General features: G+C 73.4%; 16 protein-coding genes. 7 read left to right on the plus strand and 9 right to left on the minus strand.

The features are described from left to right. From G9H71_RS18210 to G9H71_RS18220, 3 genes are all read right to left on the minus strand, one after another. A partial coding sequence (locus tag G9H71_RS18210; RefSeq protein ID WP_166284216.1) for a tetratricopeptide repeat protein occupies positions 1 to 655 on the minus strand: 655 nt, incomplete at its 3' end. A 47-nt stretch (positions 656 to 702) separates the two neighbouring features. Beyond that, the gene (locus tag G9H71_RS18215) at positions 703 to 1,128 is read right to left on the minus strand and encodes a MerR family transcriptional regulator (RefSeq protein ID WP_166284217.1); all 426 of its coding nucleotides are present in this window, start codon (positions 1,126 to 1,128) and stop codon (positions 703 to 705) included. Between the two features lie 9 nt (positions 1,129 to 1,137). Next, positions 1,138 to 2,184: an NAD(P)-dependent alcohol dehydrogenase gene (locus G9H71_RS18220; RefSeq protein WP_166284218.1), complete on the minus strand. Its 1,047-nt coding sequence runs from the start codon at positions 2,182 to 2,184 to the stop codon at positions 1,138 to 1,140. Positions 2,185 to 2,304: 120 nt separating this feature from the next. Here G9H71_RS18220 and G9H71_RS18225 point away from each other — a divergent pair, with 120 nt between their 5' ends. Then, positions 2,305 to 2,916 carry a class I SAM-dependent methyltransferase gene (locus G9H71_RS18225; protein WP_166284219.1) on the plus strand — a complete coding sequence of 204 codons (612 nt, stop codon included), beginning with the start codon at positions 2,305 to 2,307 and terminating at the stop codon, positions 2,914 to 2,916. On the opposite strand, the gene G9H71_RS18230 is transcribed toward G9H71_RS18225, so the two are convergent. From G9H71_RS18230 to G9H71_RS18240, 3 genes are all read right to left on the minus strand, one after another. Then, positions 2,913 to 3,473, minus strand: coding sequence for a dihydrofolate reductase family protein (locus tag G9H71_RS18230; RefSeq protein WP_166284220.1), 561 nt, complete (start codon positions 3,471 to 3,473; stop codon positions 2,913 to 2,915). The two genes, G9H71_RS18225 and G9H71_RS18230, sit on opposite strands and share 4 nt — an antisense overlap. Before the next feature lie 160 nt (positions 3,474 to 3,633). Next, positions 3,634 to 4,275, minus strand: coding sequence for a winged helix-turn-helix transcriptional regulator (locus G9H71_RS18235; protein WP_166284221.1), 642 nt, complete (start codon positions 4,273 to 4,275; stop codon positions 3,634 to 3,636). A 5-nt stretch (positions 4,276 to 4,280) separates the two neighbouring features. Continuing rightward, positions 4,281 to 4,715, minus strand: coding sequence for a VOC family protein (locus tag G9H71_RS18240; RefSeq protein WP_166284222.1), 435 nt, complete (start codon positions 4,713 to 4,715; stop codon positions 4,281 to 4,283). A gap of 111 nt (positions 4,716 to 4,826) precedes the next feature. Between G9H71_RS18240 and G9H71_RS18245 the strand changes: the two genes are divergently transcribed. Further along, positions 4,827 to 5,126, plus strand: a complete 300-nt coding sequence (locus G9H71_RS18245) for a hypothetical protein (protein ID WP_166284223.1) — start codon at positions 4,827 to 4,829, stop codon at positions 5,124 to 5,126. Between the two features lie 118 nt (positions 5,127 to 5,244). Here G9H71_RS18245 and G9H71_RS18250 read toward each other — a convergent pair whose 3' ends face one another. Then, entirely contained in the window at positions 5,245 to 5,946 is a 702-nt protein-coding gene (locus G9H71_RS18250; protein ID WP_166284224.1) for an alpha/beta fold hydrolase, read from the minus strand. A gap of 192 nt (positions 5,947 to 6,138) precedes the next feature. Here G9H71_RS18250 and G9H71_RS18255 point away from each other — a divergent pair, with 192 nt between their 5' ends. The 3 genes from G9H71_RS18255 to G9H71_RS18265 all read left to right on the plus strand — a co-directional run bounded on the left by G9H71_RS18255 (position 6,139) and on the right by G9H71_RS18265 (position 8,515). After that, positions 6,139 to 6,894, plus strand: a complete 756-nt coding sequence (locus G9H71_RS18255) for a SecDF P1 head subdomain-containing protein (protein WP_231135054.1) — start codon at positions 6,139 to 6,141, stop codon at positions 6,892 to 6,894. Between the two features lie 91 nt (positions 6,895 to 6,985). Continuing rightward, entirely contained in the window at positions 6,986 to 7,957 is a 972-nt protein-coding gene (locus tag G9H71_RS18260; RefSeq protein ID WP_166284226.1) for an NAD(P)/FAD-dependent oxidoreductase, read from the plus strand. Positions 7,958 to 8,011: 54 nt separating this feature from the next. Further along, complete coding sequence (locus tag G9H71_RS18265; protein ID WP_166284229.1) at positions 8,012 to 8,515, plus strand: nucleoside deaminase; 504 nt, start codon at positions 8,012 to 8,014, stop codon at positions 8,513 to 8,515. A gap of 238 nt (positions 8,516 to 8,753) precedes the next feature. Here G9H71_RS18265 and G9H71_RS18270 read toward each other — a convergent pair whose 3' ends face one another. Next, complete coding sequence (locus tag G9H71_RS18270; RefSeq protein WP_166284227.1) at positions 8,754 to 9,077, minus strand: hypothetical protein; 324 nt, start codon at positions 9,075 to 9,077, stop codon at positions 8,754 to 8,756. 561 nt (positions 9,078 to 9,638) lie between these two features. Between G9H71_RS18270 and G9H71_RS18275 the strand changes: the two genes are divergently transcribed. Together G9H71_RS18275 and G9H71_RS24015 are read left to right on the plus strand one after the other, a co-directional pair. After that, entirely contained in the window at positions 9,639 to 10,352 is a 714-nt protein-coding gene (locus tag G9H71_RS18275) for a VOC family protein (RefSeq protein WP_166284228.1), read from the plus strand. A gap of 100 nt (positions 10,353 to 10,452) precedes the next feature. Next, on the plus strand, positions 10,453 to 11,325 hold the full coding sequence (locus tag G9H71_RS24015; RefSeq protein ID WP_231135055.1) for an ATP-binding protein: 873 nt from the start codon (positions 10,453 to 10,455) through the stop codon (positions 11,323 to 11,325). A gap of 7 nt (positions 11,326 to 11,332) precedes the next feature. Here the strand turns inward: G9H71_RS24015 and G9H71_RS18285 are convergent. Beyond that, positions 11,333 to 12,809: PP2C family protein-serine/threonine phosphatase (locus tag G9H71_RS18285; RefSeq protein ID WP_231135056.1), on the minus strand; the 1,477-nt coding region annotated here is incomplete at its 5' end.

Below are 12,809 nucleotides of genomic sequence, written 5' to 3' on the forward strand. Positions count from 1 at the left end.
CTCCGCGGTCCTCGCAGAGCAGGTTGGCCAGCGCGATCATCGCGTCGGTGTCGCCCTCGGCCACCCCTGCGCGCAGCAGCCGCTCGGCCTCGTCCACCTCGCCCCGCGACCGCAGCAGCCGACCGAGGTCGTTGCGGGCGAAGCCGTCGACGTCGACGGCCTGTCGCAGCAGCGGCTCGACGTCCTCGTCCGCCCCCTCCGCCTGCAGCCACAGGGCGAGCTCGCCGGCGGCGTACGCATCTCCGTGCTCAACTGCCGCTCGAAGCAGGGACCGGCCCTCGTCCTGGTCGCCGTGCCAGCGCAGCAGGTGGCCCAGGAACATCGTCGCGCGCGGATCGCCGACGGCCACCGCCTCGCGGTAGGCGTCGGCCGCCGCGTCCCAGTCGCCGGCCTCCTCGTGAGCCAGTCCGAGGTTGAGATACGCCCCGGTGTCTCCCGAGGCTGCCGCCCGCCGGTACTCCTGCGCGGCCTCGTCCGCTTTCCCTCGCGCGAGAAGGGCATTGCCGAGGTTGAGCAGGGCTTCCGTAACGCCCAGCTCGGCGGCACGCCGGAAGCACGCTTCGGCCTCGGCGTGACGCCCCGCGTCGGCGAGGTCGCACCCGGCCGCCAACAGGTCGTCGCCGTCGTCCTCGCCGAGAGCGGGCTGCGGGGTCACGCCGGCGATCCTGGCAGCCCGCGCCCGGCGGGCGCCTCCCTTTTGTGTCAGGCCGGCTCGACGCCCTCGGTCTCGTCCTCGCAGTCGAGCCCGCGCGCGAGCAGGTCGCGGTAGGTCCGGATCTTGTCCTGCACGAGGCCGAGGTCGTGCTGCAGGAGCGCAATGCGTTGCCTGATTGCGGCTTCCTGCTTCTCGAGCATCGCCATGCGCGGGGCGTGATTCTCGGTCGTCCCGCCGCCGAACTGCACGAAGCGGCGGACGTCGGCCACGGGCATGCCGGTGCGCCGGAGCGCCTGGACGAGCAGGATGAAGCGCACCGCCGCGGGGGAGTACCTGCGGCGCCCGTCCGAGCCCCGGTCCACCAGCGGCAGGAGCCCCTCCCGCTCGTACCAGCGCAGGGTGTCCATGCTCAGGCCGGTCTGCTCGGCGACCTCGCGGATCCCGAGGGACGCGGGACGCGTGGCTGTGGTCATGGCGCCAGGCTATGCGTCCGCATGGGCGCCCATGTCGAGAACGAGGCGGCCGCGGACGTCGCCTCGCGCCAGCCGCTCGAACGCGGTACCGACCTGTGCGGCCGGCAGCACCTCGACGTCCGCGGTGATCCCGTGCTCGGCGCAGAACTCGAGCATCTCCTGGGTCGTACGCCTCCCACCGCTGCCCGAGGCCGACAGGTTGCGCCGGCCGAGCAGCAGGCTCAACGCGTTGACCTCGTAGCGGTCGGGGATCCCGAGCATGCAGAGCGTCCCGTCCATGCGCAGCGCGCGCAGGAAGGGGGACGGGTCGTGCTTGGCCGAGGCCGTGTCGAGGATCAGGTCGAAGCGGTACGCCTGCGCTGCCATCGCCTCCGCGTCGCTCGACACGACGACCTCGTCGGCCCCGAGCTCCAGCGCGGCCTGCGCCTTGCCCGGCGACGTCGTGAAGACGGCGACCCGCGCTCCAAGGGCCTTCGCGAACTTCACCGCGAGGTGCCCGAGCCCGCCCAGCCCGACGACGCCGACGAGGTCCCCCGGCCCGGCGTCCCAGTGCCGCAGCGGGCTCCACGTCGTGACGCCCGCGCACATGAGCGGCGCGGCGCCGGCCGGGTCGAGCCCCGGCGGCAGGGCGTAGACGAAGGCCTCGGTCGCGACGTACTCGGAGGAGTAGCCGCCCCGCTGGGGGCGCCCGTCACGCCGGTCCACGCCACCATAGGTGAGGGTGGGGAACTCCCTGCAGTAGCTCTCCTCGCCCGCCCGGCAGTGCTCGCAGACGCCGCAGGAGTCGACGATGTTGCCGACGGCGACCGCGTCGCCAACCCGGAACCGTGTGACCTCGCCGCCGACCGCGCTCACCACGCCGACGAACTCGTGCCCCGGGACCAGCGGGAGTGCCGCCTCGGTCGCGCCCTCGACTGCGTGCAGGTCGCTGTGGCAGACGCCGCAGTAGGTGACGCGAACGGCGACGTCGTCGGGGCGCAGGTCGCGGCGCTCGAACGCCCACGGCTCGAGCCGGCCGCCCGGGGTGAGCAGGGCGTACCCGGTGGTCTTGCGCATGAAGTGCTCCTCGCTGTCGATGCAGGTCGGACAGTAGGAGCTGGAGTGCACTCCAGCGCAACGGTCGGCGCGCGGCTCGGGCGTCGTGGGCTGTCGGTGGCCGTCTGTAGGTTGACGGGCATGAGTTCCGCACGCGTCGCCCAGGCGTACGCGGCGCTGGCCGAGCGCTACATCGAGCTGCTCGGCTCGGTCGAGAGCGTGCACCCGGACGACCTGCGGCTGCTCGACGACCACCTCGCGCGGCTGACCGGTCCGGTCCTCGACCTCGGGTGCGGGCCGGGGCACCTGAGCGGATACCTCCGCCGGGCGGGCGTCGACGTCACTGGCATCGACCTCGTGCCGGAGTTCCTCGCCCACGCGCGGCAGGCCCACCCGTCCGTACGCTTCGAGCTGGGCTCGCTGACCGAGCTGGACCGCCCGGACGCGTCGGTCGCCGGTGTCCTGGCGTGGTTCTCGCTCATCCATCTCGAGCCCGGCGAGCTGGACGCGTCGCTCGCGGGCATCCGCCGCGTCCTGGCCCCCGAAAGCCCGTTCGTCGTCGGCTTCTTCGCGGGCGATGCCTGCGAGCCCTTCCCGCACAAGGTAGCCGAGGCATACCGCTGGCCGGCGGACGAGGTCGCCCGCCGGCTCGCACGGGCCGGTTTCATGGAGGTCGAGCGTGTGCAGCGGCCGCCGGACGGCGAGCGGCGGGCGTACGCCGTGATCGCCGCGCGCGCCGTCGCTGCGTCCTAGCCGGGCGGGGTGCGGGCGTAGCGCTCCAGGACGACCCCTGACCCGAACGCCCGCGTCTCGACCCGGTCCATCCGCACGGTGCCGGCCACTGGCGGCAGGTGCGGAGTGCCGCCGCCGACGACCACGGGGTGACGGAAGACGCGCAGCTCGTCGACGAGCCCGGCCTCGAAGGCCTCCGCCGCCAGCGTCGCACCACCGATCGACACGGGCTTGTCGGTGGCTTCGAGAACGGCGGCGACCTCCTCGGCCACCGACCCCGTGGCGAGCCGGGTGTTGCTGCCCTGCACGCTGCCCAGGGTGCGGCTGAAGACGACCTTGGGCAGCGCGCACCACACGTCGGCGAACTCGTTCGTGGCCGCGCTGGTGCGCATCGCCGGGTCCGTCTCCCAGACCAGCATCGCCTCGTAGAGCCGGCGCCCGAGCAGGTACGCGCCCAGCCCGCCGACCTCCGCGAGATGCGCTGCGAACACCTCCTCGGTCGGGGCGGTCCACGCGAACTCGCCCTCCCGGTCGTTGATGAACCCGTCGACCGACACGCCGATCGAGTAGATCAGCACGAGGCTTCCTTGGTGGGCGTGGACATGGGCGCACCCTCCTGCTGCGGCTGCTTCTGCCCTGGTGACGGATCGCGGAGCCGGAACTCATCGCCCGGCCCCCGGTGACGATGAAGCGGCGTGCTGAGGCGGCTCCTCCGAGCGACGGTGCCCGTCCCTCCGCTCACGCCGCCAGATGGAACGTGGCCGCGAACCGTTCGAGCAGCTCGACGCGCCCGTGCAGCACCTCCACCACACCGATCGCGATCGCGCGCTCCGGGGCGAGCTCGCCGGAGATGAGCCGGCGGATGTCCGGCCCCGTCGCGAAGGCGAGGTCGACCGCCCCGTCCCCCCGCGCCACGTCCAGGGTTGCGCCGTCGACCCGGACGAGCAGCTCGGCGGCGCCGACGTGCGCGGCGTACGCGGTGGCGGGCAGGCCTGCCGCGACCCCGGGGCGGAAGGCGGTGCGCAGGGCCATGGTCATCGCGTCGGGAGTGATGACCTGCTCGTCCCGCGGGTCACCCAGGGCCTTGAAGCCCCAGGCGCCGAGCGCCAGCACGACCGGCTCGAGCTCTCGGCCGTACGACGTCAGCTCGTAGACGATGACGCGCGAGTGCGGCACCCGGCGGATGACACCGGCCGCCTGCAGCTCCTTGAGCCGCGCCGCGAGGATGTTGCTCGGGATGCGCGGCAGGCCTGCGGCGAGCTCCCCGTAGCGGCGCGGCCCGACGAGCAGGTCGCGGACGATGAGCAGCGCCCAGCGCTCGCCCACGAGCTCCAGGGCCTGCGTGACCCCGCAGTACTGCCCGTACTCGCGCGCAGCCATAGGGCTCAGGCCTGCCGGCTCGGCACTGCCTCGGGCCCCTGCTGCGCGGCGGCCGGGTCCATGTAGCCGAACTCGAGGACGTGGCCGTCGGGGTCGGTGAGCTGGCGCTGGTACATGAACCCGTAGTCCGAGGCGGGGTGGTCCTCCGAGCCCCCCGCGGCGATCCCGGCTGCCATGGCGACGTCGACCGCCTCTCGGGTGTCGAGGAAGATCAGCGTCGCGCCCGACACCGCCTTGGACGGGTCACCGATCGGGCGGTCCGTGTGGCTCTGGAAGTAGTCGCGCACGAGGAGCATGAAGTAGCTGTGGTCCTCCTCGACGACGACGCAGGCCGCGTTGTGGTCGGTGAAGGCCGGGTTGATGCGGAACCCGACCGCCTCGTAGAACGCCTTCGACCGCTCCAGGTCGGTCACGGGCAGGCTGACGAACATCGAGGTCATCGAGGGGCTCGCTCTCTCTGGGCCGACGCTGGCAGCGCCCACACGTGCAATACGCAAGTGGGACGTCAAGGGGCTGCGTCGATCTCCTGCGGGACCGGGTAGGACGCCGGCATGAGCTCGGAACGGCGCGCGGAGCGCACACCCGACGGCCGCTACGTCGTCATCGACGGGCGGCGCTGGCGTGCGACCGACCCGTTGCTGCCCGAGGACGTCGCGGCGCGCCTCCGGTCCGAGCTCATGAGCGCGCGGCGGGCGGTGGGCCAGGCGCTGCGCGCAAGGGATGCGGCTGCGGAACGGGCAGCCCGCGACCGGGTGCACGCCGCGAAGGTCGCGCTCGGGGAGCGGGGCACGCCGTGGTGGGAGCAGAGCGAGGACGAGCGGCGTGCACGGTGGGAGGCGGGGCCGGGGTAGGGCGCCCTGGCCTGCCGAGTCAGCCAGCAGTCGTGGACGTTGCCACGACCTCTACCGCTGGCTGACTCCGGCGAGTCCGTCGCGGTCCTGCCCCCTCGGTGGGTGCGGCAGCCTGCCGTCAGGAGTCGAGGAAGGCCATGAGGTGGGCCAGGAACTGCTCAGGCTCCTTGCGGTGAACCAGGTGGCCGGCTGGGACCGTACGCAGCTCGGCGTCGGAAAGCATGCTCACGAGTTCAGCAATGTGGCCTTCGGGTACGAAGCTGGTCGGGCCCCCGGCGATGACCAGCGACGGCACGCTGATGCTGCGCATCAGGCGAGGCCATGCCGGGTCGGGGTCGTCGATCTGCGGCCTGACCTGCTCGACGACGCGCCAGTCGAAGGGCAGGGGGTCCGGCGGCCGTCGCGGGGTCGCCGGCGGGCGCGGGTGCGGCATGCCGACGTCTTCGAGGACGAGACGGCGGACGTGCTGGGGGCGGCGCGTGGTCGCCAGACAGGCCACCAGCCCGCCCAGCGAGTGCCCGACGACATCGAGGCGCGGCTCGGGCAACCGGTCGAGCAGCCCGGCGATGTCGTCGGCCATCAGAGCAAGGGAGTACGTGCCGGGCCAGTCGCTCTTCCCGTGCCCGCGCAGGTCCACCGCGTACACCGTGCGAGTGTGGGCGAGTCGCTCGGCGACCTCGTCCCAGTCGTCCGCCGTGGCGCCGGTGCCGGGCAGCAGGAGCACCGGCGCCGGCCCCGCCGGGTCGGGCACGGCTGGGGGGCGTCGGGCGTGCACGGCCAGGGTCACCGTGCCGACGTCGATCCGCTCCAGCGCCGTCATGGTGCGAGCATCCTGTCCTGCCGCGCCGCCGGTCGCGTCGTTTCCCTATTGGCAGAAGAGAGCTTCGCGTTGTCGAGTCGCCGTCGTCAGGACGACGGCTCTCGGTCGCTCGCAGCACGTGTGCCTGTGCGGGCCGATCTCGTTTGATCGTTTCGCCGGAACGGAAGGCTGAGCCCGACGGGGGAGGTCTTCATGCGCGAAGCTCGCTGTGGGCGTACTGCATGCGTCCTGGGCGTTGCTGCACTGTTGCTCGCGGCGTGCGGGTCGGATACCGACGGCCAGGAGGGCGCGTCGCCAGCCGAACCGTCCGTGCAGCAGCTGGCCTCGACTCCGACGCCGAGCGCGACGCGGCCCATGCCCCAGACCAGCTGCCCGGGCGGCCTGTCGATACGGGCGGTGCTGACGGTCGACTCCAGCCGGTCCGACGAGGCCAGGTCGGGGACCGATGCCGGCAAGGTGCACGAGGGTGAGTGCCTGACCCAGCAGGGCCTGCCGCCCGGTGCCGTGCCCAACGGGCCGACCACCGCGGGCGCCCATGCCTTCGTCGCGTTCGAGTGCGCGTACGGCACCTCTCCCGAGACCTTCGAGCCCGCCCGTCCGGACAAGGGGCTCATTGCCTGCAATTCGTCCTACACCAAGTTCCTGCTGGGCCCGGCAGAGGTGACGAGCGCCGAGGTCGTGTCCGCCACGGTCGAATCCGCCGCAGGCACCGAGGAGTTCCTCGTCCACGTCGAGTTGAGGGAGGCCGGCGCGACGGCGTTCGCCCCGCTCACCGAAGCGGCCGTCGACCGTGATGCGCCGGGCAACACCGTCGCGATCGTCGTCGGCGACCGAGTCGTCAGCGCCCCGCAGGTGGCCGGTCCCATCACGGGCGGGCAGCTGCAGATCACCGGGTCGTTCAGCGAGGACGAGGCGGAGCAGTTGGCGGACGCGATCGCCGCGAGGTGATGCCCCTCCTTCACCAGCAGCGAGTGGGCCGACCCGTCCCGCATCACGAGACGCGCTTCCCGCCATGTGGACTGACGGCTAGCGTGCCGGCGTGGGCCAAAGGAGCGGTGCCGACGCGTACGACGTCGTGGTGGTGGGTGGAAGCTTCGCGGGCCTGCAGGCTGCGCTGACCCTCGGGCGCGCGTGCCGGCGCGTGCTCGTGCTCGACGACGGCGCTCCGCGCAACGCCACCGCCGTTGCCGTCAACAACTTCCTCGGTCAGCGGCGCCCGCGTCCTGCCGACCTGCTCGGAACCGCGCGGGAGGCGTTGGCCGAGTACGCCGTCGACCTGGTGTCCGCGCGAGCGCTGGCGCTGGAGCCATCCGGCCGGCGCTGGCGGGCCCACTGCTCCGACGGGTCCGTACACGTGGCGCGTCGACTTCTTCTCGCGACCGGCCTGGCCGAAGAGCTGCCGCCGATCCCGGGCCTCGCCGCGCTGTGGGGGACCCTGGCCGTCGCGTGCCCGCACTGTCACGGCTGGGAGGTACGCGGTGAGCCGGTCGCCCAGGTGGGCTTCCGCGGGAGCCTCGACCGCTCGGCGCAACGCGCGATCCTGGTGAGCCGGTGGAGCGCGCGGACGACGCTCTTCACCCAGGGCGACGCCGTCGACGGTGCGCGCCGCGAGCAGCTGCATCGAGCGGGCGTGCTGGTGGACGACCGGCCGGTCGAGCGGCTCGAGCGCGGGGAAGCCGGCGTCGACATCGTCACGGCTGACGGCGCGCGCCTGCCGCAGCGGTCCGTCTTCATCGCGACCCGGCAGCGCCAGCAGAGTGCCCTCGCCCGCTCTGTGGGCTGCTCGTTCTCCGGCGATGGGCCTGAGTACGGAGCCGTGATGACCGACGAGGCTGGAAGGACCGACGTCGCCGGCGTCTGGGCGGCCGGGACGATGGCGAATCCCGCTCTGCTGGCAGTCGCGGCGGCCGGGCACGCGGCGACCGTCGCGGTCGCGCTCCACGCCGACCTTCTCGCAGAGGACCTTGCCTCGGCGCCATCGGCCTCCTCCCCTGCTCAGACCTCGGTCTGAGGCCGCAGGCAGCGGGCGCCGGGGCGGAGCCCGCACACTGATCCGGTGGAGAGCATGCAGCGCGCCGAACCGACGACCGCCCAGGACAGCGATCCGGACGCGGAGTTCCTCGACGCGGCGGTCACGCTCGCCGTGCGCAACGTGGCCGACGGAGGCGGGCCGTTCGGGGCGCTCGTCGTGAGCGACGGGCACGTCATCGCCGAAGGGGTGAACCGCGTCACCCGGGACAACGACCCGACCGCGCACGCCGAGGTCGTGGCGATCCGACGCGCCTGCCAGCAAGCGGGCACCTACCGGCTCTCTGGGATGACGCTCTACGCCTCGTGCGAGCCCTGCCCCATGTGTCTGGCCGCCTGCCTGTGGGCGCGCCTTGACCGGGTCGTGTACGCGGCGGACCGGCACGACGCGGCAGGCGGCGGCTTCTCGGACCTGGAGTTCTACGAGCTGTTCACGGGGAATCGGGACGACTCGCCGACTCAGGTGGTCTCGCTCGCGCTGCCGCGCCGGACCGAGCCGTTCGAGGCGTGGCACACCAATACGGGGCGGGTCGCGTACTGATCCCGCGACGCACCACCAGCTCGTCGCGACGCCGACACCCTGCTCGCAGGAAAGACCCGGACGTCGCGGACCGCGGCCGGTGGTCGCGGGAGCGATGACGGCTCGCTCGGAGCGGCCAGCTCAGCGTGCACACCCTCCGCCTCCGACGGCAGGCGCCGCGGCTTGGCGACGACGGCCGGCCCGGTCCGCCGGTCCGCCGGTGCTGCCGGAGTGCGGACGACTGCTTCCCCGCCGCCCGTCACGGCCCGCCCATCAACTGGTACGCGACGGTGCGCCCGTCCGCGGCGGCCCAGAGGACGGTGGGGACGTACGCCGGCAGCCGCTTCGAGAAGACCTCTGCCCCACCCGGTGCGGTCGCCAGCAACGCCGCGCCCGGCGGCACCGGTTCGGGCCCCATGCGGCGGTAGTCCCGGTCGAAGACGTGCAGCTTCGGCGGAGTCGCGGAGTGGGTCAGCCGCCACTCCCACGTCTCTTGATGGACCTGCTCGAGCCGCAGGAGCACCCCGGCGACGAGCACCAGCAGGGGCACGGTGACCAGCAGGCGGCGGCGTACGCGGAGCACCCGCTGATGTTGCCTGGTAGAACAGGTCCGCGCCAGGTCGCCAACGAGTCCGGCGCCGGCTTTCCGCCCGGTCCCTGTTGGCGAGAATGGCGCATTCCGCCGATAGGTTCGTCGCAATGACGCATTCTCGCAGGGAGAGACCGTCGCGATGCCGCATCCTCGCAGTGAGAGACCGTCGCAGGGGTGCATCGTCGCGGTGCGGAGCTGTCGCGACGCCGCATCGTCACCGTGGTGAGCCGCCAGCAGGCGGGCCGACGTCGTACCGGTCGTATCAGCGTCGCGGGGGAACGAAGGCGCGACGTCAAGAGCGTGCGTCGTCTCCTGTCGCGATAGCAGCACCAGGCACCGCATGCTCGCGGCACCTTGTCGGCAAGCCCGTCGATCACGGGGCTTGGCCGACCGGCACCGGCATGTCGCGCGCCAAAGCCCGTGATCATCTAGCGACCCGGCCCTGAGCGAGGCACACCGACCCGACCGTGCCCCCACGCGCCGCCCCGCCCCCCACGAGCAGGCCGCGAAACCCCGTTGCACCCTCCGACAACGGCTCGTACCGTCCGCCCCATGCCCCTCGAGGTCGACGCCCTCGTCATCGACGCGAACGACCCGCAGGCCCTCGCCCGGTTCTGGGCCGGGGTCCTGTGCCGCGAGCTCCTGGAGGACGGCCGCACCCTCCGAGCCCCCGACGCCACGGCGTTCCCCATCCGCTTCGACCCGACGGACGCGCCGAAGTCCGGCCCCAACCAGATGCACTTCGACCTCACCAGCGCCTCCCCGGAGGAGCAGCAGGAGACCGTCGCCCGGGCGATCGCGCTGGGCGGCCGGCACATCGACGTCGGCCAGCGGCCCGAGGAGGGGCACGTCGTGCTGGCGGACCCGGAGGGCAACGAGTTCTGCGTGATCGAGGCCGGGAATGCCTTCCTCGCCGGCACGGGCTTCATCGGCGCACTGTCGTCGGACGGGACGCAGCAGGTGGGCTACTTCTGGAGCAAGGCGCTGGAGTGGCCGCTCGTCTGGGACCAGGACGAGGAGACGGCGATCCAGTCACCGCGGGGTGGCACGAAGATCACCTGGGGTGGGCCACCGGTGCGCCAGAAGCAGGGCAAGAACCGGCTGCACCTCGACCTTCGCACCGCAGACGAGAGCCTGGACGAGGAGGTCGAGCGGCTCCTCGCGCTCGGTGCCACCCGCCTCGACCTCGGCCAGGGGGACACGGCCTGGGCGGTGCTGGCCGACCCGGACGGCAACGAGTTCTGCGTGCACCCTCGCAAGGCGTAGCCTACGTCCGTTCCGGGTAGCACGCCCGGCACGGGTGCGCTCCAACACGTGCCCACACGCACTGCCGGGTCAGCCAATGGGGGTTGCCGGGATGATGCCGATGCTCGCTGCCCCGCAGGTCGCGCTACGCCCGCTCGGGGCGCCGGCGGTCCGCGTTCCCGTTACGCCCGACCAGCCCGCCGTGCTCGCAGCCGACCCGAGCCCGTTCCTGCCCCACCGCGCGCGTACCTTCGTCGCCCGGGCCTGCCAGGCGTGGGGCCTGGCGGAGTCCAGCGAGGCGGCCGCGCTCGTGGCCGACGAGCTGGTGGCGAACGCCGTCGTGCACGCGCGGACGTTCGTCGAGCTCCACCTGCATCGACAGGAGGAGTGGCTCGTCGTCGCGGTCCACGACCGCGACCCGGCGTTCAGCGCCTCCTGGTGGGACTGCATCGTCGAGGACGACGCCGACGACCTGCGGGGTGCGCGCTACGGGCTGTGCATCGTGCGCGGCACCGCGTCCCACGTCGGCGCCTACCGGCACCCCGACAGCGGCAAGGTCGTTTGGGCCGCGCTTCCCCTGCCCGACGTGGGGCCGCGGACGATCGACCTGCGCGACCCCGTCGAGCCCGAGGCGGCCGTACGCCGGACCCTGCAGGTGGAGCCGGTGCACGAGCGGCCGGGGTGGCGCCTGGAGCTGCTGCTCGGCTGGCGCGGGCAGGACCCTGGCTCGGTCGACGTCACGCTCCGCGCCACGCCGGCGCACCCGACGCTGCCGCAGCGCCACCGGCGGACGACGGTGGCGCTGCTCGCCGCGGGCCTCGACGGCCTGGAGGCCGACACCGGTCTGCGGGTGCACCCCGACGAGGATCCCGCCGCGGTCGTGCTCGAGCTCGACGACGACCCGCGCGCGGGCGTACGCGCCGAGGCGGCACAGCTGCGGGCGTTCCTGGCGGAGGTCGAGGTCGCCCGCGAGCGCGCGAGCGCCCGGCGCTGAGCGCGCGTCAGCTGTCGCGGCGCGGAGGCCCGGCCTCCGCCTCCAGCCCCGGCTCGACCTCGACGTTGGGGGGGAGCCGGTTCGGCCCCGCCTCAGCCGGGCGCGGCCGGTCCTGCGGGTGCAGCCGCACCGCGACGAGCGCGACGTCGTCCTCCGGGCGCTTGGGCAGCATGCGGCGGAGCACCTCGTCGCACAGCTCGTCCAGCGTCAGGTCCTCGGCCGCCAGGTCCGCGAGCGTGTCGCGCAGCAGCGAGAGCCCGTCGTCGAGGCCCTGCCCGCGCCGTTCGACCAGGCCGTCGGTGTAGAGCAGCACCGTCGCCGCGCGGTCCAGAATCACGTCGGACTCGACCCGCTCGATCTCGGGGGCGATGCCGAGCAGCAGGTCGGCCTGCACGCCCGCGAGCGGAGTGACCGTGCCGTTGGGGTTGACGACCATGGGCGGCGGGTGGCCGGCGTTTGACCAGCGCAGGTGCGTGATCCCGCGCTCGCGCTCATCGGGCGTCTGCTCGAGCCGGGCGACGACGACGGTCGCGGTCGTCCCCACCTGCAGGGTCTGCATCACCTTGTCCACCCGGACCAGCACCTCGGCCGGCCCAGCGCCGGAGTCGGCGGCGATGCCGCGCAGCAGGGTGCGTACCTGACCCATGGCCGCGGCCGCGGCGACGTCGTGGCCGATCACGTCGCCGATGACGAGGACGGTCGCGCCGCCGGGCTGCAGGAACGAGTCGTACCAGTCCCCGCCGACCTGGGCCGCCTCGGTCGCCGGCGAGTAGCGCACGACGACCTGGACGTGGTCCGGCTCCGGCGGCTCGGTGAACATCGACAGCTGCAGGCCCTCGGCCAGGTCGCGCTGCTGGCGGTAGAGCCGGGCGTTGTCCAGCGCGAGGCCTGCGCGCGAGGCGACGTCCCGCGCGGTCTCGATATCGGCGCGGGTCAGCTGACCGCGCTGCGTGCCGTTGCACAGCGTCAGCAGGCCGACGGTCCGGCCCCGCCCGCGCAGCGGCAGGATCGCGGCCGACTCGGGGCGCAGCACGCCCACCAGGTCGCGCGCCTCCCCGGGCTGCAGGACATCCTGCAGCGCCGTCGTGGCTCCGGTCGGGACGGTCACCACCCGGCCCGTACGCAGCGCCCGGGCGAGGTAGGAACGGTCGGTGAGCGCCGCGAGCCGCGTCTGCGCGTAGCGCTCCAGGGCAGGGCGCAGCTCCGGGTCCGCGTGCCAGGAGCCTGCGTCCTGCAGGCCCTGCCACGTCCCGGCCCGCTCGTCGTCGTCCGCGAGCGTCACGATGCACCAGTCGGCGAGCGCCGGGACGACGAGCTGGGTCAGCCGCGAGACCGCCTCCTCGGCGTCGAGCGTCTCGGCCAGCTCCGTCGTCACCTCGGCGAGCAGCTCGAGCCGGCGCGCCGTGTCACGGGCCTGCTCGGCGGCGAGGCGTCGGTCGGTGACGTCGTGGAAGTAGACGGCGAGCGCGTCCGGCCCCGGCCAG

The sequence above is a fragment of the Motilibacter deserti genome (assembly GCF_011250635.1).
GTDB lineage: Bacteria > Actinomycetota > Actinomycetes > Motilibacterales > Motilibacteraceae > Motilibacter_A > Motilibacter_A deserti.